The organism is Variovorax sp. P4_B11, assembly GCF_056402355.1.
In genome coordinates, this window is the sequence record NZ_JBFUHO010000098.1 from 1 (window position 1) to 21900 (window position 21900).

General features: G+C 67.4%; 20 protein-coding genes. 5 read left to right on the forward strand and 15 right to left on the reverse strand.

What is annotated here, in order from left to right; all coding sequences use genetic code 11:
- Positions 1–159: 159 nt before the first annotated feature.
- Both AC1DYD_RS39020 and AC1DYD_RS39025 read right to left on the reverse strand, forming a co-directional pair.
- The gene (locus tag AC1DYD_RS39020; protein WP_478178086.1) at positions 160–621 is read right to left on the reverse strand and encodes a CNP1-like family protein; all 462 of its coding nucleotides are present in this window, start codon (positions 619–621) and stop codon (positions 160–162) included.
- A gap of 22 nt (positions 622–643) precedes the next feature.
- On the reverse strand, positions 644–1300 hold the full coding sequence (locus AC1DYD_RS39025; RefSeq protein ID WP_478178103.1) for an RNA pyrophosphohydrolase: 657 nt from the start codon (positions 1298–1300) through the stop codon (positions 644–646).
- A 125-nt stretch (positions 1301–1425) separates the two neighbouring features.
- On the opposite strand from AC1DYD_RS39025, the gene AC1DYD_RS39030 reads away from it, so the two are divergent.
- Together AC1DYD_RS39030 and AC1DYD_RS39035 are read left to right on the forward strand one after the other, a co-directional pair.
- Positions 1426–3174, forward strand: coding sequence for a proline--tRNA ligase (locus AC1DYD_RS39030; protein WP_478178087.1), 1749 nt, complete (start codon positions 1426–1428; stop codon positions 3172–3174).
- Positions 3175–3184: 10 nt separating this feature from the next.
- The gene (locus tag AC1DYD_RS39035; protein ID WP_478178088.1) at positions 3185–3823 is read left to right on the forward strand and encodes a lytic transglycosylase domain-containing protein; all 639 of its coding nucleotides are present in this window, start codon (positions 3185–3187) and stop codon (positions 3821–3823) included.
- A 270-nt stretch (positions 3824–4093) separates the two neighbouring features.
- Here the strand turns inward: AC1DYD_RS39035 and paeA are convergent, their stop codons facing one another.
- From paeA to hemA, 6 genes are all read right to left on the reverse strand, one after another.
- A complete protein-coding gene (paeA, locus tag AC1DYD_RS39040) occupies positions 4094–5380 on the reverse strand; it encodes a polyamine export protein PaeA (RefSeq protein WP_478178089.1) in 1287 nt (428 codons plus the stop codon).
- Between the two features lie 147 nt (positions 5381–5527).
- Positions 5528–6523, reverse strand: coding sequence for an AAA family ATPase (locus tag AC1DYD_RS39045; RefSeq protein ID WP_478178090.1), 996 nt, complete (start codon positions 6521–6523; stop codon positions 5528–5530).
- Positions 6524–6644: 121 nt separating this feature from the next.
- A complete protein-coding gene (gene grxD / locus AC1DYD_RS39050) occupies positions 6645–6971 on the reverse strand; it encodes a Grx4 family monothiol glutaredoxin (protein ID WP_478178091.1) in 327 nt (108 codons plus the stop codon).
- 30 nt (positions 6972–7001) lie between these two features.
- The gene (gene prmC / locus AC1DYD_RS39055; RefSeq protein WP_478178104.1) at positions 7002–7814 is read right to left on the reverse strand and encodes a peptide chain release factor N(5)-glutamine methyltransferase; all 813 of its coding nucleotides are present in this window, start codon (positions 7812–7814) and stop codon (positions 7002–7004) included.
- 232 nt (positions 7815–8046) lie between these two features.
- Positions 8047–9135: a peptide chain release factor 1 gene (prfA, locus tag AC1DYD_RS39060; protein ID WP_478178092.1), complete on the reverse strand. Its 1089-nt coding sequence runs from the start codon at positions 9133–9135 to the stop codon at positions 8047–8049.
- A 94-nt stretch (positions 9136–9229) separates the two neighbouring features.
- Positions 9230–10513 carry a glutamyl-tRNA reductase gene (gene hemA / locus AC1DYD_RS39065; RefSeq protein WP_478178093.1) on the reverse strand — a complete coding sequence of 428 codons (1284 nt, stop codon included), beginning with the start codon at positions 10511–10513 and terminating at the stop codon, positions 9230–9232.
- An 82-nt stretch (positions 10514–10595) separates the two neighbouring features.
- On the opposite strand from hemA, the gene AC1DYD_RS39070 reads away from it, so the two are divergent.
- The gene (locus AC1DYD_RS39070) at positions 10596–10877 is read left to right on the forward strand and encodes a hypothetical protein (RefSeq protein WP_478178105.1); all 282 of its coding nucleotides are present in this window, start codon (positions 10596–10598) and stop codon (positions 10875–10877) included.
- Here the strand turns inward: AC1DYD_RS39070 and AC1DYD_RS39075 are convergent.
- From AC1DYD_RS39075 to ugpB, 6 genes are all read right to left on the reverse strand, one after another.
- Complete coding sequence (locus AC1DYD_RS39075) at positions 10874–13345, reverse strand: DUF3772 domain-containing protein (RefSeq protein WP_478178094.1); 2472 nt, start codon at positions 13343–13345, stop codon at positions 10874–10876. The genes AC1DYD_RS39070 and AC1DYD_RS39075 overlap by 4 nt on opposite strands.
- A 118-nt stretch (positions 13346–13463) precedes the next feature.
- The gene (gene ugpQ, locus AC1DYD_RS39080; RefSeq protein ID WP_478178095.1) at positions 13464–14213 is read right to left on the reverse strand and encodes a glycerophosphodiester phosphodiesterase; all 750 of its coding nucleotides are present in this window, start codon (positions 14211–14213) and stop codon (positions 13464–13466) included.
- On the reverse strand, positions 14210–15217 hold the full coding sequence (gene ugpC, locus AC1DYD_RS39085) for a sn-glycerol-3-phosphate ABC transporter ATP-binding protein UgpC (protein WP_478178096.1): 1008 nt from the start codon (positions 15215–15217) through the stop codon (positions 14210–14212). The genes ugpQ and ugpC overlap by 4 nt, the downstream gene beginning before the upstream one ends.
- A 147-nt stretch (positions 15218–15364) precedes the next feature.
- On the reverse strand, positions 15365–16216 hold the full coding sequence (ugpE, locus tag AC1DYD_RS39090) for a sn-glycerol-3-phosphate ABC transporter permease UgpE (protein WP_478178097.1): 852 nt from the start codon (positions 16214–16216) through the stop codon (positions 15365–15367).
- The gene (gene ugpA / locus AC1DYD_RS39095) at positions 16216–17097 is read right to left on the reverse strand and encodes a sn-glycerol-3-phosphate ABC transporter permease UgpA (protein ID WP_478178098.1); all 882 of its coding nucleotides are present in this window, start codon (positions 17095–17097) and stop codon (positions 16216–16218) included. Before ugpA ends, ugpE begins: the two co-directional genes overlap by 1 nt.
- 180 nt (positions 17098–17277) lie before the next feature.
- Positions 17278–18588, reverse strand: a complete 1311-nt coding sequence (gene ugpB, locus AC1DYD_RS39100) for a sn-glycerol-3-phosphate ABC transporter substrate-binding protein UgpB (RefSeq protein ID WP_478178099.1) — start codon at positions 18586–18588, stop codon at positions 17278–17280.
- 185 nt (positions 18589–18773) lie between these two features.
- Here ugpB and serA point away from each other — a divergent pair, with 185 nt between their 5' ends.
- Complete coding sequence (gene serA, locus AC1DYD_RS39105) at positions 18774–20003, forward strand: phosphoglycerate dehydrogenase (protein ID WP_478178100.1); 1230 nt, start codon at positions 18774–18776, stop codon at positions 20001–20003.
- A 631-nt stretch (positions 20004–20634) separates the two neighbouring features.
- Here the strand turns inward: serA and AC1DYD_RS39110 are convergent.
- On the reverse strand, positions 20635–21150 hold the full coding sequence (locus AC1DYD_RS39110; protein ID WP_478178101.1) for a hypothetical protein: 516 nt from the start codon (positions 21148–21150) through the stop codon (positions 20635–20637).
- A 316-nt stretch (positions 21151–21466) separates the two neighbouring features.
- Here AC1DYD_RS39110 and AC1DYD_RS39115 point away from each other — a divergent pair.
- Positions 21467–21900, forward strand: a 434-nt coding sequence (locus AC1DYD_RS39115) for a hypothetical protein (protein WP_478178102.1), incomplete at its 3' end; no start/stop codon positions are given.

The window sequence follows — 21900 nt, forward strand, 5'->3', positions numbered from 1 at the left end:
CCCACGCTCCCCCACTGCGTGTGGGTCGCTGCCCCCCGAGGGGGCCGCAGGCCGCCTTGGGGCGGCCCGGCGCCGGCCTGGGCCCCCACGCTCCCCCACTGCGTGTGGGTCGCTGCCCCCGAGGGGGCGCAGGCCGGCCTGGGACGGCCCCGCGCAGCGCTATTCCACTTCGCGCACCGGCGCCTTCAGGGAGCGGATCATTTCGCCGACCGAGGCGCGCGGCGCTTCGCCCCGGCACAGCCCCTGGGCCGCCAGCGCCTTGGTGTAGCTCGAATTGCGTTCGCCGAGGCGTTTCCATTCGGGTGCCGGCGTCAGCTCCCAATTGCCGTTGTTGAAGCGCGCATAGCTCTTGTACTCGGCCGTGGCGCAGCGCAGGCCCTCGTAGAAGGCATTGAAGCCGCCGCCCTCCTTGTGGGCCGCGACCACCACGTAGCGAACCACGCCGTCCTTGGTGAGCGTGATGGTCGCCGGGTCGACGCCGAACTTGAGCGTCATGTAGCGCGGCATGTCGATGGCCACCAGCTTGTTCGGATCGAAGGCCGGCGGCGGTGGTACCTCGGTTTCCTTCCAGTCGACGTCGCCGAACAGCTGCGCCTGGGCCAGGCCGGCGCCGCCCAGCAAGCAGGCCAGCAGGAGGGTGCGGCTAGCGCGGGAGAGGGGATGAGTCGTTCGTCGAGGCAGGGTCGTTGGCAAGATGGGCATTCGGGTTGGGATCGAAGCTGGCGCCGGGCGGCAGCTCGAAAGTCGGTTCATGGCCCGCGCCGGGCGGATGGCGCTCGAATTCGCGGGCCCGCACATTGCTGCGCAGGAAGCGGTTGCGGAAATCCTGCCTTGGCAGGTAGCGGGCGAGTTCGGTCAGCGCCATCTCGTAGACGCCGCGCTTGAACTCGACCACCACGTCGAGCGGCACCCAGTAGTCGTGCCAGCGCCAGGCGTCGAACTCCGGGTGGTCGGTGGCGCGCAGGTTCAGATCCCAGTCGTGACCGGTCAGCTGCAGCAAATACCAGATCTGCTTCTGGCCCTTGTAGTGCCCCCGTGCGTCACGGCGGATGAACCGATCCGGCACCTCGTAGCGCAACCAGTCGCGGGTACGGGCGACGATCCGCACATGCTCCGGATGGAGACCTACTTCCTCGTGCAGTTCCCGGAACATGGCTTGCTCGGGACTTTCGCCGCGATCGATGCCGCCTTGCGGAAACTGCCAGGAATGGGTGCGAATGCGTTTGCCCCAGAAAACCTGGTTTCTCTGGTTGAGCAGGATGATGCCGACGTTGGGCCTGAAGCCGTCCCGGTCGAGCATAATCAAACCCCAATTTTTTGAACTGAGTCGATTATGCATGCCGGGTTGCGCACGGCAAGCGACCGGTTCCAGGACCGTTCAGGACCTGCCCTCCCGATCACCCGTTCCAGCCCCCTTCGAGACCGATGAAAGCTTCCCGATTCTTTATCTCCACCCTCAAGGAAGCGCCCGCCGATGCCGAGGTCGCCAGCCACCGCCTGATGATGCGGGCCGGCATGATCAAGAAGCTGGGCACCGGCATCTACACCTACATGCCCATGGGCCTGCGCGTGATCCGCAAGGTCGAGGCCATCGTGCGCGAGGAAATGAACCGGGCCGGTGCGGTCGAACTGGCGATGCCGGTGGTGCAGCCGGCCGAGATCTGGGCCGAGAGCGGGCGCTTCCAGGGCTACGGACCCGAGTTGCTGCGCATCAAGGACCGGCATGACCGCGATTTCGTTATCCAGCCGACCAGCGAAGAGGTGGTGACCGACATCGCCCGGCAGGAAATCCGCAGCTACAAGCAGCTGCCGAAGAACTTCTACCAGATCCAGACCAAGTTCCGCGACGAGCGCCGGCCGCGCTTCGGCCTGATGCGCGGACGTGAATTCATCATGAAGGACGCCTACAGCTTCGACCGCGACCTCGAGAGCGCCAAGGCCAGCTACAAGATCATGTCCGATGCCTACCGCCGGGCCTTCGACCGCTTCGGGCTGCGCTACCGGGCCGTGGCAGCCGACAGCGGCGCCATCGGGGGCGACGTCAGCCAGGAGTTCCAGGTCATCGCGGCCACCGGCGAGGACGCGATCGTCTACTGCCCGGACAGCGATTACGCCGCCAACATGGAAAAGGCCGAGGCGCTGGCGCCGGCCGGTCCGCGCGGCGCCGCCACAGGCGCGCTGACGAAGACGCCGACGCCGGGCAAGAGCACCTGCGAGGACGTCGCCGCGCTGCTCGGCGTGCCGTTGGCCACCACCGTGAAGTCGCTGGTGCTGGCCACCGATGAACTGGACGAGGCCGGCAACATCAAGAAGGCGACGGTCTGGCTGCTGCTGCTGCGCGGCGACCACGACATGAACGAGATCAAGGTGAGCAAGGTGCCGGGCCTCGACCAGGGCTTCCGCTTCGCCACTGCGACCGAGATCGAGGATCACTTCGGCTGTGAGCCCGGCTACCTGGGCCCGCTGAATCTCAAGCAGCCGGTGAAGATCGTCGCCGACCGCGAAGTGGCGGTCATGGCCGACTGGATCTGTGGCGCCAACGAGGTCGACTTCCACCTGACCGGCGTCAACTGGGGCCGCGACCTGCCCGAGCCCGAAGCGGTGGCCGACCTGCGCAACGTGGTGGCGGGCGATCCCTCGCCCGACGGCCGCGGCCTGCTCGCGATCGAGCGCGGCATCGAGGTCGGCCACGTGTTCGTGCTCGGCACCAAGTACAGCAAGCCGATGAACGCGACCTTCCTCGACGAGGCCGGCAAGCCCCAGTTCCTCGAGATGGGCTGCTACGGCATCGGCATCACGCGGCTGCCGGCGGCGGCCATCGAGCAGAACAACGACGAGCGCGGGATCATCTGGCCCGATGCCATCGCGCCCTTCACGGTGGTGGTCTGCCCGATCGGGATGGACCGCAGTGCCGAGGTCAAGACCGCGGCCGAGGCGCTCTACGAACAACTGCTGGCGGCCGGCGTCGACGTGCTGCTCGACGATCGCGGCGAGCGCCCCGGCGCGATGTTCGCCGATTGGGAGCTGATCGGCGTGCCGCACCGGGTGGTGATCTCCGACCGCGGCCTGAAGGAAGGCCAGCTCGAGTACCAGCACCGCCGCGATGCGGCTGCGACCAAGGTGCCGGCGGCCGGCATTGCCGACTTCATCGCGCAACGCCTCGCGGCGGCCTGAGCCGGCGGCCTTGAAAGCCTCTGGCCTCTCCCGGCGCCAGTGCCTCGGCGGCGCGGCAGCTGGCGCGCTCTCGCTGGCCCTGCCGCAGAGTGCCTTCGCCGGGGCCCAGATCGAGGAGCCGCTGATCGACTCGGTGCGCACCGCGCTGAGCTCGGCGATCCGGAACAAGGCGCCGCCAATCCCGGAATTCGGCGCCACCGAGGCCCGCATGGCCTACCTGCGCTGGCTCGGCGCGATGAGCGAGCGGCTCAAGAAGAAGCTGCCGGACTGGCCGACGCGCAAGGAGTTCCTGCAGACGGTCTGGTATGAGGCGCGCCGTGCCGGGCTCGACGTCAGCCTGGTGCTGGGGCTGGTCCAGGTCGAGAGCAACTTCCGCAAGTTCGCGGTCTCGAGCGCCGGCGCCCGCGGCTACATGCAGGTGATGCCCTTCTGGACCGGGGTGATCGGCGACAGCGACCCGTCCAAGCTGTTCCACATGCAGACCAACCTGCGCTTCGGCTGCGTGATCCTGCGCCACTACCTCGACCGGGAGCAGGGCGACCTCTTCATGACGCTGGGGCGCTACAACGGCAGTCGCGGCCGCTCGCCGTATCCGGACGCGGTGTTCGCGAACCAGCGGCTCTGGGTCTTCAGAGACCGAACGGATTGAGCTCGCCCCCAGGTTGCCCGGCACTTCGTGTCCGGGCGCCCACCCCCTACCGGGGGGCAACACCAGCGGCCTGGCGAAGCCAGTTCCGCGGTGTTTCACCGACGGGCCTGGCTTCGCCGGCCGGGGAAACTGGCGCTGTGCTTGCTCTTCGGCTGCGCGTAGCGCGCCTGTTGGTGGGCAGTCGCGGAACCGGCTTCGCCGGGCCGCTGACTGCGCCCCCGGTAGGGGGTGGGCGTCCCGACACGAAGTGCGGGACAACCTGGGGGCGAGTCACATCTTCGTCACCATGACCTGGTCGATGCGGAAGCTGTCGACGTCCATGACCTCGAAGGTGTAGCCGGCCCAGCTGACGGTGTCGGTGCGCTTGGGCACCCGGCGCAGCATCACCATCAGGAAGCCGGCGAGGGTTTCGTACTCGTCGACGTGGGGCAGGGTCTCGATGTCGAGCGCGCGCTGCACGTCCTGGATCGGCGTCACGCCGTCGATCAGCCAGGAGTTCTCGTCGCGCCTGACGATCTGCTGCTCTTCGTCCTGAGGGCCGACCAGGTCGCCCATCACCGTGCTCATGACGTCGTTGAGCGTGATGACGCCCACCACCAGGCTGTATTCGTTGACGATGATCGCGAAGTCCTCGTGCGCCTGCTGGAACAGCTCGAGCACTTCCGTCAGCGAGATGCGATCGGGGATCACCAGCGCCTTGTGCAGCGGCAGGCCGTGGTCGAAGGACAGCGGCTGGCCGCTCAGCACGCGCTGGAACATGTCCTTGGCATCGACATAGCCCAGCACGTGGTCGATGTCGCCCTCGCACACCGGGTAGGCGGAAAAGGGCTCGGCGACGATGCGCGCCCGCAGCACCGATTCGGGGTCGTCACGCAGGAACCACGCGATGCGGTCGCGCGATGTCATGACGCTGCTGACCAGCCGGGTGTCGAGTTCGAAGACATTGGCGATCACCTGCTGCTCGCGCACCGCGAGCACGCCGGCGCGGGCCCCGGCCTCGGTCATCGCGAGGATGTCGGCCGAGGTGATCTTCTCGTCGCGATGCAGCGGCATGCCCAGCAGCTTGAAGAGCAGGTCGGTGGACACCGTGAACAGCCACACCAGGGGCTTGAAAGTGGTGATGAGGACCTGCATCGGCCCGACCATGCGCACCGCGAGCAATTCGGGGCTGCTCATGCCCAGCCGCTTGGGGAACAGGTCGGCGAAGACCAGGAAGACCGAGATGATGCTGGCGAAGGAGGCCAGGAAAGCGGCGGTCTTCGCCGCCTCGACGCTGAGCCAGAGCTCGAACAGGCGCGCGAAGTACGGGCTCAGCGCGCCTTCGCCGACCACGCCGCCGAGGATCGCGACCGCATTGAGGCCGATCTGCACCACGGTGAAGTAGTGGCCCGGCTGCTCCTGGATGCGCATCACGTGCTCGGCGCGCGCGTCGCCCTCGTCCGCCATCTGGCGAAGCCTCAGGCGGCGCGAGGCCGCCAGCGAGATCTCGGCCAGGGAGAAGAAGGCGCTGGTCCCGATCAGCGCGACGATGATCAGGAGGTTCTGTGTCAGGGTCATGGTCGGTCGATGAAGACCGACATGGTGCCATGCGCCGCCGGGCCGCTCCCAAGGCGAATACCGAAGCGCTGCTGCGCGAAGGTCGCCCAATGCGCCGCCGGGCCGCTCCCAAGGCGAATACCGCAGCGCTGCTGCGCGAACGACCCGCTACTGGACGAACCCGATCCGGCTCCGGGCGGCATTGGCACGCGGCAGGTCTTCGACCCGGACCTCTTCGCGGCCGGCCAGCCGGGCATTGCCGAAGCCGGTCATCAGTGCGCGCCGCATCTCGCGCGGCGCCAGCGTGGCCAGCTGGTCGAGCACGTCCGCCCCGGGTTCCTCGGCCAGCCGGCGGCCCCAGTCGTGCTCGGCCCGGATCGAGGCATAGAGCTGGCGTGCAATCTGGCGCGCCGCCTCGGGCGAGGGCGGCTCGATCTCGAACACGTTCATGCGGTTGAGGATCGGTTCCGGGATGCCGCGCGGATCGTTGGCCGTCGTGATCCAGATCACCTGGCTGGCGTCGATCGCCACCTCGGCGAATTCGTCGACGAAGGCGTGCGCGGTGTCGTGCTCGAGCAGGTTGTAGAGCGCGCCCAGCGGGTCGTACTGGCTGTCGGTGCCGGCCTTGTCGATCTCGTCGATCACCATCACCGGGTTGGCGTACTGGCCCTCGACCAGCGTTTCGAACACCTTGCCGGGCTTCGAGCCCTTCCATTGCGAGGAAGCGCCCGAGAGCAGCCAGCCGGCGGTCATCGAGTTCATCGGCACCAGCGACATGCCAGTGCCCAGCAGTTCGGCCAGCTTCTTCGCGAAATGGGTCTTGCCGATGCCGGGGGCGCCGAGCAGCAGCATCGGCGTCACCTCGAGCCCGTCGCGGCTGTCCTGCGCCAGCGCCACATGGCGGCGCACGTCGTCGAGCACCTCGGTGAAGTTGGGCAGCTGGGCATAGAGCGCGGCCATCTCGGGCACGCCGCTGGGCTTGACCTGGAAGCGATCGGGACCGCGTTCGAGCATGCGCTCGTAGGTGGTGCGCAAGTGCTCGTGCTCGCGCTCGGGGAGCTTGGCGAGCTTGCGCTCGACGTCATGCGTCTGGAACACGCTGCGCAGGTTGGCGACCGGCAGCTGGAACGACGGCGACGCGGGGACGAGACTGCGGGAATCCATGGACACCTCCGGTTTCGAACACTCTTTGGACAGCATAAGCCGTGCCCGGGTTCGCAGGATGTCTAGGTTTTCTCGCTTTGGCGGGTTTTGGGGACCTGTCGCGCGGTGGTCACAGGCCAGGTCAGGCGGGGCTGGCGTTCAGCATCTGCTGCAGCTCGCCCGACTCGTACATCTCCATCAGGATGTCCGAGCCGCCGACGAACTCGCCTCTGACGTAGAGCTGGGGAATGGTCGGCCAGTTGCTGTATTCCTTGATGCCCTGGCGCACTTCGGCGTCGTCCAGCACGTTGACGGTCTTGAGGGTGCGGGTGTCGACCCCGACGGCCTTGAGGATCTGGATCGCGCGGCCCGAGAAGCCGCACATCGGGAAGCTGGCATTGCCCTTCATGAAGAGCACGAGGTTGTTGCTCTTGACGAGATCGTCGATGCGCTGCTGGGTGTCGGACATGGGTGACTCCTGAAAATTGGACTGGGCGGATTATTTCACTCCCGGCCAGAATCCGCCGGAGCAGCGCGCGATGCCGGCGAGGTCGTCGCGGCTTTGGACGGCTTCGAAGCCGCGATCGGCCAGCAGCCGCCGCACCGCGCCGGCCTGGTCGTAGCCGTGCTCGAGCAGCAGCCAGCCGCCGTCCTTCAAGTGGTTCGGGGCGGCCCGGACGATGCGTCGGATGTCGTCCAGTCCGTCGGCACCCGACACCAGCGCCTGCAGCGGTTCGTGGCGCAGCGCGGCCAGGTGCGGGTCGCCGGCCACGATATAGGGCGGATTCGAGACGATCAGGTCCAGCCCGCGGTCGGCGCCGTCCAGCCAGTCGGCCTGGGCGAAGCGCACCGGCAGGCCGAGCCGGTCTGCGTTGGCGCGGGCCACCGCCAGGGCGTCGGCACTGGCGTCGACCGCCGCGACTCGGGCGTCCTGCCGCGCATGCTGGATCGCCAGGGCTATCGCGCCGCTGCCGGTGCCGAGATCGAGCACCGCCGGTGCGGTCCGGCCGTCCAGGCACTGCAGCGCCCATTCGACCAGTGTCTCGGTGTCGGGTCGCGGCACCAGCACGCGGGTGTCGACCTGCAGGCCCAGGCCGTGGAATTCCTTCTCGCCGACCAGGTAGGCCACCGGTTCGCCGGCCACCCGGCGGTTGCACAGCCGCTCGAAGGCGGACCAACTGCCGTCGGCCAGGGTGTCGGTGTCGTGGGCCAGCAGCCAGGCGCGCTCGCTCGCGGCGCGGCCCAGCGCATGCAGCAGCAGCAGCTGGGCATCGAGCCGGTCGACGCCGAGAGCCGCCGCCGCGGCCAGCATCTGCGCTGGGGTCGAGGGTGACGTCACCGGACTATCCCCGCGTGGCCGGGCGGAAGTGGCGCGGCCCAGGCCAGGGATGCCGCGGAACCGGCTTCGCCGGGCCGCTGGTATCGCCCCCTTGAGGGGCTGAGGTCCGCGGCTCCAAGCCTGCCTGCGCAGGCTTGGACGGACCCGAAGAGCCGCTGCCTCTGGCAGCGACTCGGGGCGCCGAAGGCGCTTCGGGGGTGTTTGTTCATCCCGGCAGGCTGGCTTCGAGCTCGGCCAGCTGCTCGGCCTCGCGCGCTGCCTGCAGGGCGGCCAGCACATCGCCGAGGTCGCCTTCCATGATCGCCAGCAGCTTGTAGAGCGTCAGGTTGATGCGGTGGTCGGTGAGGCGGCCCTGCGGGAAGTTGTAGGTGCGGATGCGGTCCGAGCGGTCGCCGGTGCCGATCAGGCCTTTGCGCATGGCGGCGTCCTTGGCCGCGCGCTCGCTGCGGTCCTTTTCCTGGATCCGCGCCGACAGCACCTGCAGCGCCTTGGCCTTGTTGCGGTGCTGGCTGCGGTCGTCCTGGCATTCGGCCACGATGCCGGTGGGGATGTGCGTGATGCGCACCGCCGAGTCGGTCTTGTTGATGTGCTGACCGCCAGCGCCGCTGGCGCGGTAGGTGTCGATGCGCAGGTCGGCCGGGTTGATCTGCACCGCCTGCGCCTCGTCGGGCTCGGCCAGCACCGCGACCGTGCAGGCGCTGGTGTGGATGCGTCCCTGCGTCTCGGTGGCCGGCACGCGCTGCACCCGGTGGCCGCCGGATTCGAAGCGCAGCTTGCCGAAGACGCCGTCGCCGACCATCCGGATCACCACTTCCTTGTAGCCGCCGAGCTCGCTCGGGCTCTCGCTGACGATCTCGCAGCGCCAGCCGGCGCGCTCCGCATGGCGCGTGTACATGCGCAGCAGGTCGCCGGCGAACAGCGCCGATTCGTCGCCGCCGGTGCCGGCGCGGATTTCGAGGAAGGCGTTGCGGGCGTCGTCCGGGTCCTTGGGCAGCAGCAGGCGCTGCAGTTCGTCGTCGAGCTGCAGCAGCTCGGTCTCGGCGGCCGCGATTTCTTCCCGCGCCATCTCGGCCATCTCGGGCTCGTCGAGCATCTCGCGGGCGCTGGCCAGGTCGGCCTCGCGCTGCTGGTAGCGGCTGTAGCGGCCGGCGACCTGCGTGACCTCGGCATGCTCGCGGGAAATGGTTCGGTACTGCGCCATGTCGGACATGATGTCCTCGCGCGAGAGCAGGAAGTCGAGTTCGCCGAGGCGTTGCGCATAGCGCTCGAGTTGGTGACGCAGGAAGGGTTTCACGGGATGCGGGGCAGGGCGGGTGAGAAGGCCGCAGCCGGGTGATGCGGCCGCGGGTGTGGCGGGGCGCACGGCGCCGCCGGAGCGACCAGCGTCGCTAACGCTCTTTGCGCGGTCCGTTGCGCAGGAACAGGCGCGAGAGGGTCTGTGCCGTCTGCTCGCGCGCCGCGGCGTCGCCGGCATGCAGCTCGGCCAGGGCGCCGTGCAGCATCTTCTGCGTGAGGCCGCGCGACAAGGCCTCGAGCACCGCATCGACGCTCTCGCCCTTGGCCAGCAGCTTGCGCGCGCGGGCCAGCTCGATGGCGCGCCATTCGTCGGTCTGGGCGTTGAGCTGGCGGATCAGCGGCACCGTGCCACGCTGGTCCAGCCAGTGCATGAAGCTCTGGACGCCGGCATCGATGATGACTTCGGCCTGCGCCACGGCCGCCTGCCGGTTGGCGTGCCCCTGCTGTACGACCTGGGCGAGGTCGTCCACCGTGTAGAGGTAGACGTCCTCGAGCGCCTTGACCTCGGGCTCGATGTCGCGCGGCACCGCCAGGTCGACCATGAACATCGGGCGGTGCCGGCGCAGCTTGAGCGCACGCTCGACCGCGCCGAGGCCGATCAGCGGCAGCGTGCTGGCGGTGCAGCTGACGACGATGTCGAACTCGGCCAGCCGGGCCGGCAGGTCGGCCAGCCGCATGGCTTCGCCGCCGAAGCGCGAGGCCAGCTTTTCGCCGCGCTCCAGCGTCCGGTTGGCGATCACGATGGATTTGGGCTGCCGGGCCGCGAAATGCGTCGCCGCGAGGTCGATCATCTCGCCGGCGCCGATGAACAGCACCCGCGTGTGTTGCAGGTCCTCGAACAGCTGGCCGGCCAGCCGCACCGCCGCCGCCGCCATGCTGATCGAATGGGCGCCGATCTCGGTCGCGGTGCGGACCTCCTTGGCGACCGCGAAGGAGCGCTGGAACAACTGGTTGAGTGTGCTGCCGAGCGCGCCGGCGGTTTCGGCGGCGCGGACGGCGTCCTTCATCTGGCCGAGGATCTGGGCTTCGCCGAGCACCATCGAGTCGAGCCCGCTGGCGACGCGGAAGGCGTGGCGCGCGGCGTGATGGTCGTACAACGTGTAGGCATGCGAGCGCAGCAGGGCCGGCGAGACGCCGCCGCTGTGGGCCAGCCAGTCGACCGTGTGCTCGAGCGCCACCTGGTCGGCGGCGCAATAGATCTCGGTGCGGTTGCAGGTCGAGATGATCGCGGCCTCGACGCCGGGATGCCGGTTCGAGCCGAAGGAAGTCCGCAGGCTGTGCAGCGTCGGGGCGATCTGGTCGATGGCGAACGCGAAACGACCGCGCAGGTCGAGCGGCGCGGTCGTGTGGTTCAAGCCGAGGGCCCAGACTGACATAGCGCGTGATTATAAAATGGGCAAGGCCCGGACGACCCGCGGCCGCGAAAAAGGCCGCGACCGGGACGGCGAACTCTCTGCCATGTCAGCGCTGGAACTTGTCGATCACCTGCTCAATTTCGTCGCCCCGGCCTTCGCGGTCGGCTTCCTGACGGCGCTGCTGGGCCGGGTCGCGATGCGAAAGTCTGCCAAAGCGCCGGCCTGGTGGATTCAGGGTGCTATCAATTTCATAGTCGGCACGACGGTCTTGGTGGCTGGACTCGTGGTGTTCGGCCGCGACGGCAAGATGACTTCCTACGCCGCCCTGGTGCTGGCCTGCGCCACCAGCCAATGGCTGCTGGGCGGTGGCTGGCGCCGCGCCTAGCTCGCCAGGCCCGGCAAGACCGGCGGCGGCGGCGGCGCGACGACGGGTGCCGGCGCTCCGGGCGCGCCCGAATAGGCCGCTGCCCCCGGATAGGCCGCCATCGGCAGCTCCGCCGCCCGCAGCCCCTCGAGCATCGCGAACAGCACGTCGCTGCGCACGCCGCCCGCCAGGCGGGGGCTTTGCACGTAGGCGACCGCCTGGAAGATCAGGAAACCCACCTCGACGCCCTCGAGCGTGACCGAGGGGGCTGGCGTGGACAGCACGCCCGGGTGATCGGCAATGGCCGCCAGCATGACCTCGCGGGCCTTCGTGGCGTGGGTCGTCAGCGGCATCGGCAGGCGGATCAGCACCCGGCCCTCGGCATTGGAGAGGGTCATGTTGCGCACGGTCTTGGTGATGAATTCCGAGTTCGGCACGATCATCGTGGAGCGGTCGCCCAGCTCGATCTCGGTGGCGCGCACGTTGATGCGGCGCACGTCGCCCTCCGCATTCCCCAGCACCACCCAGTCTCCGACCTTGACCGGGCGCTCGGCCAGCAGGATCAGCCCCGAGATGAAGTTCTGCACGATGGCCTGCAGGCCGAAGCCGATGCCGACCGACAGCGCGCTCGCCACCCAGGCGATGCGCTCGATGCCGATGCCCAGCGCCGACAGTCCGAAGGCCAGCACCATGATCCCGCCGACGTAGCCGAGCAGGGTGGTGATCGAGCTCTGCATCCCGGGCTCGAGGCCGGTGTGCGGCAGGTAGCGCTGCTCCAGCCAGCGCTTGACCACCCGCAGGGCGATGAAGCCGATCACCAGCACCGTCACCGCGCTGATGATGGCACCGGGCACGAGCTGGATCTCGCCGATCTTGATGCCGCTGCCGAACTTGCCGCTGCGCTGGTAGACCTCGCCCGGGCTGGTGCCCAGCGGCGTCGCCAGCGCGATCACCATGTAGAAGAACAGGATCACGCGGCTCAGGCCGGAGAGCACCGCCGCCGCCTGGTCGAGGGAGCGCGGCTGCAGGCCGAAGCTCAGTTGCAGCTTCTGGCCGAAGTTGCTGCGCGACGACACCACCGCCGTGAACAGGTCGTCGGCGAACTTGAACAGCACGTAGAAAGCGGCCGCCACGATGCCGGCCCAGGTGAGCTGGCTCGCCAGAAAGCTGGCCATCGCGACGTAGCCGATTCCCACCAGCACCCAGATCGCGATCAGGATCAGCGTGACCCCGGCCAGCAGCACACCGACCCACATCGGACGTTCGAGGCCGCCGGAGTCGGACTCGGCCGCGGAGGGCGCGACAGGTGCCGGCGGCGGGCTCGGCGCGTTCGGTGCCGCCGCGGCGGCCGGCGCCTGGGCCACCGGCGCGCTGCGCAGGCGCAGCAGCATGGCGCCGATCATGGCCGTCAGGACCAGGGCGGTCATCACATGGGTGGCGATCACCGCGGCGAAGCTCGCCTCGATCACCGCATTCACCTGGGTCGGCATCCACACCACCACGGCCACCAGCGCCATGACCCACGGAAAGGGCGCGAGCCGCGCGGCCATCGGGTCCGAGATCGGCGGCAATCGCCACGAAGGCCGTCCGTTGGAGAGCAGCGCGCGGCCCAGTCCCACCACGAAGGCAATGAAGATGCTCGACTGCACCACGCTCTGACCGAGCTTGCGGGTCTGGGGCCCCCAGATGCCATGGCTGTCGAACACGGCGAACACGCCTTGCGCCGCCAGTCCGACCAGCAGCACGTTGGCGGTGACGACTGCGATCACGAGCAGCGAACGCCGCAGCCGGCCGGGTGGCAGGAAGCGCGCGGCGAACCGGGCCAGCGCAAGCTCGGCCAGCCAGTTGCCCAGCACGGCCACCAGCAGGGCGACCGCCAGCGTGCCGAGCACGGCCACCGCATGGGCCGGTTGGCGCGCGGTCTCGAAGCCCTCTGCCACTTCGGCGCCGAGCTGGTCGAGCCGGGCCATGTCGCCGGACCAGGCGTCATCGATGTCCTCCCAGAATTCCCGCCCGAGCGGCGAGGGTGCGCGCTCGGTCAGCTGGGCTTCGAACAGGGCGCGGCGCTTGGCCAGCAGCTCGCTGGCGCGCTGCTGGGCATCTACCGAGACCAATCGCGCCAGCCGGATATTGGCATCGAGCGCATTGCGCTCCTTGGTCAGCGTGGCCCGGCGGCGCGTGATGTCGGGGTTCTCGGTCGCGCCGGCGGCTGGCGCGTTGCCGAGTTCACCGAGTCGGGCGTTGAGGTCGTTGAGATCGCCGGTGCGCGCGGCGATGAACTTGTCGGTCGCGGCACTGATCGCGTTGAGCTGCTCGACCACGCTGCGCACGCTGGCGCTGGTCTCGATCTGCGACGGCACGGCCTCGAGCTGGCTTCGCAGCGACTCCACCGTGGGCGTGGTCTCGGGCGCGGGGTCCTGCGCCCAGGCGCCCGCGGCGCACAGCGCGAGAGCCAGCAGGAGGGCCTTGAGATGGGGGAGCCAGCGCATGGTCTTCATCATAGAAGCCGCTGGCTGCCGGTTCGAAACAAGCCGTCGGCGGGCTCAGGCCGGCGCCGGATCGCCGCGAGTACACGAAGTGACGGAATGCATGGGGCTCCCTCCACATTCACGTGGGGCTGAAGCGGTCGACGCGGTCGGTGATGATGCCGTCGGTGCCAAGGGCGAGCAGCCGCTCGGCCGCCCATTCGTCGTTCACGGTGTAGCTCAGCGCGCGCATTCCGGCGTCGTGCACCTGCGCCACCGTCGCGCCGTCCCAAAGCGCGTAGTTGCAGACGACGGCGACGCAGCCGAGTTCCAGCGCCGCGTCGAGCCAGCCCTCGCGCAGCGTGTCCAGCAGCAGGCCGCGCGGCAGTCCGGGTTGGGCGGCGAGCGCACCGCGCAGGGCGTCGGGCGCGAAGGAAGTGAGCAGGGGCGGCGGCTGGGCCGCGTCTGTCCAGAGCTGCGCGGTGTGGCGGGCAACGACCTCGCCGGTCAGGCGCTCGACCCCGGGGGTCGGCTTGATCTCGATGTTCAACGCGTAGCGGTTCGCCAGGCAGAAGCGGATCAGGCCCTCGAGGCTCGCCAGCGGCTCGCCGGCGTAGCGGCGCGAATGCCAGGCACCGGCGTCGATCTGCGACAGTGCCGCCCAAGGCAACTCGCCTGCGATCCCGCGACCGCTGCTGGTGCGCTCGAGCGTTGCGTCATGCAAGAGGAAGGGCACGCCGTCGGCACTGAGCTTGGCGTCGCATTCGAACATGCGATAGCCGTATTCGGCTCCAAGGCGGAAGGCGGCCAGGGTGTTCTCCGGCGCCAGCTTGCCGGCACCGCGATGGGCGATCCAGCGCGGGTAGGGCCAGGCAGCCGACGCTGCGCTCATGCGCTTCTCTTCCCGGAGCCGGCGTCGAACCAGTGCAGCTTGTCCTGGCGCGCTGCGATCTTGACGGTGTCGCCGGCGACCGGCGGCGTGTGGCCCTCGTCGACCCGCATGATCAGCTGCTCGTCGCCGATGCGGCCATAGATCAGCCGCTCGGCACCCAGCAGTTCGACATGCTCGACCTGCACCGACCAGCCGCTCGCATCGAGGCTCAGGTGCTCGGGCCGGATGCCGAGGATCATGCCGGGCCGCACGCCGGGCGCATGCTTCAGCAGGTTCATCGGCGGCGAGCCGATGAAGCTCGCGACGAAGGTGGTGGCGGGACGCGAATAGACCTCTTCGGGCGTGGCGAACTGGTCCATCACGCCGCCGTTCATGACGATGATCCGTTCGGCCAGCGTCATGGCCTCGACCTGGTCGTGGGTCACGAACAGCGAGGTGATGCCGAGCTCGCGGTGCAGCTTCTGGATCTCGAGCCGGGTCTGGGCGCGCAGCTTGGCGTCCAGGTTCGACAGCGGTTCGTCGAACAGGAACACCTTGGGCTGGCGCACGATGGCACGGCCCATGGCGACGCGCTGGCGCTGGCCGCCCGAGAGCTGGCGTGGCTTGCGTTCGAGCAGGTGACCGAGTTCGAGGATCTTGGCTGCCTTGTCGACCCGGGTCTTGATCTCGGGCACCGGCACCTTGGCGATCTTCAGGCCGTAGGCCATGTTGTCGAAGACCGACATGTGCGGATAGAGCGCGTAGTTCTGGAACACCATTGCGATGTCGCGCTCGGACGGCTCGAGGTTGTTGACCACGCGGTCGCCGATGCGAATCTCGCCGGCACTGATTTCCTCCAGGCCCGCGACCATCCGCAGCAGCGTCGACTTGCCGCAGCCCGAAGGCCCGACGATGACGACGAATTCGTGGTCGGGGATCTCGGCGCTGACGCCATGGATGACCTGGTTGGCCTTCGGGCCGTGGCCGTAGCGCTTGATGACGTTGCGCAGTGAAAGTGCTGCCATGTGCTTCTCAGTTCTCTGTTGCGGCCAACGCCATGCGCGTGCCGATCTTGTTCCAGGAATACCGCGGAACCGGCTTCGCCGGGCCGCCGGTATTGCCCCCTCGCAGGGGGTGGGCGGCTACACGAAGTGAGCCAACCTGGGGGTGGGTCATTTCTCCGTGTCCACCAGTCCCTTGACGAACCACTTCTGCATGAGGATCACGACCAGCGCCGGCGGCAGCATCGCCAGCAGCGCGGTGGCCATCACGATGTTCCATTCGTTCTGGCCGTCGCCGCCGGCGATCATGCGCTTGATGCCGATCACCACCGGGTACATGTCCTCGGTGGTGGTCGCGAGCAGCGGCCACAGGTACTGGTTCCAGCCGTAGATGAACTGGATCACGAACAGCGCCGCGATCGAGGTCTTCGACAGCGGCAGCAGCACGTCCCAGAAGAAGCGCATCGGGCCGGCGCCGTCCATGCGGGCAGCCTCGATGAGCTCGTCGGGCACGGTCATGAAGAACTGCCGGAACAGGAAGGTGGCGGTCGCCGAGGCGATCAGCGGAATCGTCAGGCCGGCGTAGCTGTTGAGCATGCCGAGGTCCGAGACGACCTGGTAGGTCGGGCCGATGCGCACTTCGACCGGCAGCATCAGCGTCACGAAGATGGCCCAGAAGCACAGCGTCTTGAACGGGAAGCGGAAGTACACCACCGCGAACGCCGACAGCAGCGAGATCGCGATCTTGCCGAAGGTGATGACCAGTGCCGACACCAGGCTGACCCACATCATGCGGGCCACCGGCGCGGTCGATCCGGCGCCGGCCGTGCGACCGAACAGGGCCGACTTGTAGGTCTCCCAGAGGTGGCCGCCGGGCAGCAGCGGCATCGGCGCCTGCACGATTTCCTGGGCCGTGTGACTCGATGCCACGAAGGCCAGGTAGAGCGGGAAGGCGACGATCAGGACGCCGAAGATCATCACGGCATGGGCCAGGATGCCGAGCGTGGGGCTTCGTTCGACCATCAGTAGTTCACCTTCTTTTCAACGTAGCGGAACTGGATCACGGTGAGCACCACCACGATCGCCATCAGCACCACCGACTGCGCGGCCGAGCCGCCGAGGTCCATCGCCTTGAAGCCGTCGTAATACACCTTGTAGACCAGGATCGAGGTCGCCCGGCCCGGCCCGCCCTGGGTCGCCGCATCGACGATCGCGAAGGTGTCGAAGAAGGCGTAGACGATGTTGATCACCAGCAGGAAGAAGGTGGTCGGCGACAGCAGCGGGAACTGCACCGTCCAGAATCGGCGCAGGGGCCCGGCGCCGTCGATGGCGGCGGCCTCGATCAACGACTTGGGAATCGACTGCAGGCCGGCCAGGAAGAACAGGAAGTTGTAGGAGATCTGCTTCCAGACCGCGGCCAACACGATCAGCGTCATGGCGTGGGTCGAGTTGAGCAGGTGGTTCCAGTCGATGCCGATCTTGCCGAGCGCGTAGGCGATCACGCCCAGCGAGGGCGAGAACATGAAGACCCACAGCACGGCCGCCACCGCGGGTGCCACGGCATAGGGCAGGATCAGCAGGGTTTTGTAGAGCATCGCCCCGCGCACGATGCGGTCGGCGAAGACGGCGAGCACGAGCGAGATCGTGAGGCCGAAGAAGGCCACCAGGATCGAGAACAGCGCCGTGGTCTCGAAGGAGTCGATGTACTTCGGGTCCGAGAACAACTGCTTGAAATTGTCGAAGCCGACCCATTCGGTCGAGGTGCCGAAGGCATCCTGCATCTGCATCGATTGCATCAGCGCCTGGCTGGCCGGCCAGAAGAAGAACACGATGATGACGGCCATTTGCGGCGCTAGCAGCGCCCAGGGCAGCCAGCCCGAGCGAAAGACGACGCGTTTTTCCATGAATCCCTCAAAAAGAAACCCCGCCGGTTCTTAGGCCCGGCGGGGCTGCGAGTCTATCGTGTGTGGCGCCCCGCCAAGCACCTTGCCAAGCACCTTGCCAAGCACCGGCAAGCACCCTCCCCGCTTGGCGGGGAGGGCAGGGTGGGGTGCCAACCTGAATGCAGAAGGCAAATAAAGGCGTCAGCCTTTATTTGCCTTCTGGAAGCGTTCCAACTGCTCGTTGCCACGCGTCACGATGGCGTCGAGCGCTTCCTTGGCGGTTTTCTTGCCGCTCCAGACCTGCTCGAGCTCCTCGTCCTCGATCGCGCGGATCTGCACGTAGTTGCCCAGGCGGATGCCGCGGCTCTTGTCGGTCACCTTGCGGATCATCTGGGTCACGGCGACGTCGGTCCCCGGATGCTCCTTGTAGAAGCCGGACTTGTCGGTGAGCTGGTAGGCCGCCGTGGTGATCGGCAGGTAGCCGGTGCGCTTGTGGCTGGCCGATTGCACTTCAGGTGTCGAGATGAAGCTGAAGAACTTGGCGATGCCTTTGTACTCTTCCGGCTTCTTGCCCGCCATCACCCACAGGCTGGCGCCGCCGATGACCGTGTTCTGCGGCGCGCCCGGAACATCGGGGTAGTAGGGCAGCGCGGTCAGGCCGTAGGCGAACTTGGCGTTCTTGGCCACGTTGCCGTAGAAGCCCGACGAGGTCGCGATCATGGCGCACTCGCCCGACACGAACGAGGCCTCGGGGACGTTGCCGCGGCCCTTGTAGATGAACAGGCCCTGCTTGGCCATGCTGGCCAGGTTCTCGACGTGGCGCTGGTGCAGCGGCGAACTGACCTTCAGGCGCGTGTCCAGACCGGACAGGCCATTGTTCTTGGTCGCGAACTCGACGTTGTGCCAGGCCGAGAAGCTCTCGAGCTGAGTCCAGTTCTGCCAGGCCGTCGTGAACGGGCACTTGTGGCCGCTGGCCTTGAGCTTGGCCGCGGCGGCGACCACTTCGGGCCAGGTCACGGGCGCCTTGTCGGTCGGCAGGCCGGCCGCCTTGAAGGCGTCCTTGTTGAAATAGAAGATGGTGGTCGAGCTGTTGAAGGGGAAGCTCAGCATCTGGCCGTTGGGCGCCGTGTAGTAGCCGGCCACCGCAGGAATGTAGGCGCTCGGGTCGAACTTCTCGCCGGCGTCCTTCATGACCTGGCCGACCGGAACGATGGCGCCCTTGCTGGCCATCATGGTCGCGGTGCCGACTTCGAAGACCTGCAGGATATGCGGCGCGTTGCCGGCCCGGAAGGCGGCGATGGCGGCCGTCATGGATTCGTCGTACTGGCCCTTGTAGGTCGGCACGATCTTGTAGTCCTTCTGGCTCTCGTTGAACTGCCTGGCCAGGTCGTTGACCCATTCGCCGTTGACGGCGGTCATCGAATGCCACCACTGGATCTCGGTCTGTGCCAACGCGGAGGTGGAAAGCGTTGCGGCCAGCGCCGATGCCATGGCGAGCGTTTTGAATCGCATGAAGACTCCTGAGGGGGAAATGAAAGCGCGGATGCTAGGTCGCGCGTATGACACGACAGCGTCACATATTCTTTGCGCGCCACGAAGCGTCCACCAGCCGGGGAAACCCTTTTGGTGCGCCGCGGCAGGCACGTCGTGCTGCGGCGCACCATGCTAGCATCGTCATTCGACTTTCTGGCCCCGGAATGAGCAAGACTTCACTCGACAAAAGCAAGATCAAGTTCCTCCTGCTCGAGGGCATCCATCCTTCGGCGGTGGAGGTGCTGCGGGCCGCGGGCTACAGCAACATCGAGTCGCTTTCCGGTGCCTTGCCGGATGCCGAACTCAAGGCGCGCATCGCCGATGTGCATTTCCTCGGGATCCGCTCGCGCACCCAACTGACGGACGAGGTGTTCGCCGAAGCGCACAGGCTGGTGGCGGTGGGGTGCTTCTGCATCGGCACCAATCAGGTCGACCTGGAGGCTGCGCGAGAGCATGGCGTGGCGGTCTTCAACGCCCCTTATTCCAATACCCGCTCGGTGGCTGAATTGGTGCTGGCCGAGGCCATCCTGCTGCTGCGCGGCGTGCCCGAGAAGAGTGCGGTGGCGCACCGGGGCGGCTGGCTCAAGTCGGCCGAGAATGCCTTCGAAATCCGCGGCAAGACGCTGGGCATCGTGGGCTACGGCTCGATCGGCGCGCAACTCTCGGTGCTGGCCGAGGCGCTCGGCATGAACGTCTGCTTCTTCGACGTGGTCACCAAGCTGCCGCTCGGCAATGCGCGCCAGGTCCGCCTGTTGCCCGAGTTGCTGGCGCAGAGCGACATCGTGAGCCTGCACGTGCCCGAGACCCAGGCCACGCAGTGGATGATCGGCGCCGCCGAGATCGCGGCCATGAAGCCGGGCGCGATCCTGATCAACGCCTCGCGCGGCACCGTGGTCGAGATCGAGCCGCTGGCCGAGGCCCTGAAGGCGAAGAAGCTGCTGGGCGCCGCGATCGACGTGTTCCCGGTCGAACCGCGCAGCAACAGGGACGAGTTCCGGTCGCCGCTGCGCGGACTCGACAACGTGATCCTGACGCCGCACATCGGCGGCTCCACCATGGAGGCGCAGGCCAACATCGGCCTCGAGGTGGCCGAGAAGCTGGTCAAGTACAGCGACAACGGCACCTCGACCTCGTCGGTGAACTTCCCCGAGGTGGCGCTGCCGGCGCATCCGGGCAAGCATCGCCTGCTGCATGTGCACCGCAATGTCCCGGGCGTGCTGTCGGAGATCAACCGGATCTTCTCGGACAACCAGATCAACATCGCCTCGCAGTTCCTGCAGACCAACGAGAAGGTGGGCTACGTGGTGACCGACATCGATGCCGCCTCGTCCGACCTGGCACTCGAGAAGCTGGCCAAGGTGCCTGGGACGATCCGCAGCCGGGTGCTGTTCTAGGGCCTGTTCACACTGTTTCCGGAGATCGCGTTGCCCGGCCAAGGGGCTGGCTGCAAGGCGCGCGTGCGCAGCAAGGCTTGCGCCTTGCAAGCGCGGGCAACGCCGCAGACGGCCCCTTGGCCGGGCAACCCGCAGGGAAGGCATGCCCGGACAGGCCACTCGGCGTTGCACTCCTTGCATGTGCCAACGCACATGCGGCGTCGCGCGCCTTGATTGGCCCGTCCGGGCATGCCTTCGCGACTCCGGAAACAGTGTGAACAGGCCCTAGCCGCGGCGGCGTGGCCTGCGGGCGCTTGAGCCGTCCGCTTCATTCCCCTCCCGAAACCGCCCTCAAGGCGCTCCGCCGAGCCTCCGGCGCTGTGCATCGAATGAACACGAGTCGCCCTTTTTGTGAAAGGGTGTAAGGCCATCATGGTCTTTTCATCGACGTTGGCAACGAATTGGTTGCACTTCTCGCCCGTTGTCTATGACAAAAGACTTAGTTCTAGGCTGAAAAGAGGAGAGGAGTAACCCGATGTACCTGAACAAAATGTAGGAAAAATCCGACTCCACTTGCTTGCGTTGACATGCCTAAGGCTGAAAAATCATGTCAATTGGAGGAATCAAGTGTGAAAGTAATATCAAAGTTTACCTATCTCGTGTTGCTGGCGATCCTGGCCGGCTGCGGTGGTGGAAGCTCGGGCAGCGGCACCTCGGGTGTGGGCGCGACAGCCGACACCACAACGGCGGCCAAGTCGGCCGACGCGGAATCGACCGGCGATGCAGCAGCGCTGGCCGCAAGCGGAAGCAAGCAAGCCGCCGTGCAGAAGCTCGACGCGAGCTGGATCAGCATCGCGACCGAAAACCAGTTGTTCACGGTCCCCAGCGGCACGGTCGTCCAGTACGGCGTCAACTCCTCGTGGGTCCAGAAGACCGTCAGCGGCTCGGCGTATTGCAGCAACGCCTTTTTCGGCAGCGATCCCGCCCCCAGCGTTCTCAAGGGGTGCTTTGCGCAGACCGGCACGACAACGAGCTCCACGACCCCCACGGCTTCCACGTTGTTGGCGAATGAAGGCGCTTCGTTCACCGTCGCCACGGCCACCACCGTGCAGTACGGGGYCGGCWCGAGCTGGGTCCAGAAGACGGTGACGGGGACGGCGACCTGCAACAACRYCTATTTCGGCCAGGATCCCGCGCCTGGCGTYGTCAAAGCCTGCTATTCRGYGAGCWCGACAACGASCYCSACGACCCCSACGACCCCGACGACTTCCACGTTGTTGGCGAATGAAGGCGCTTCGTTCACCGTCGCCACGGCCACGACCGTGCAGTACGGGGCCGGCTCGAGCTGGGTCCAGAAGACGGTGACGGGGACGGCGACCTGCAACAACACCTATTTCGGSCAGGATCCCGCGCCTGGCGTCGTSAARGCCTGCTATACGGTCGGAAGCACAAGCAGCGGGGACACGACAACGACGACGCCCACCGTGCCAAGCACCGGCGGCGGTACCCCGGTCGCGGGCGACATCGTCGACAGCGCGCTCCAGGTCAATGCGTCGTCCTACCGCACGATTGCATCCCAGATGAACCAGGCCGCGGGCATCGCCTACCGCTACGGAACGGGCACGGCAACCGCTGGCACCTCGACGACCTACCCGGCAGCGGCGAACAACGCATACCCCGCCACTGCGCGCTTCACCAACATGACATGGCAGGTGGGTGCCTACGACAGCAACAACGAGGGCGATTACTCGACCACCATGGGGCAGGTGGCGTGGCTGCCGGACAGCCCGACCCAGTACCTGGGCGTGAAGACGCTGGAGTTCCTGGCGCAGCGCAGCAACACCTTCTCGGAAGCAGCCCAGACCAGCTGGGTGTTTGGCGACAGCGAGGATCTGAACACCAAGACCTACTACAAGCC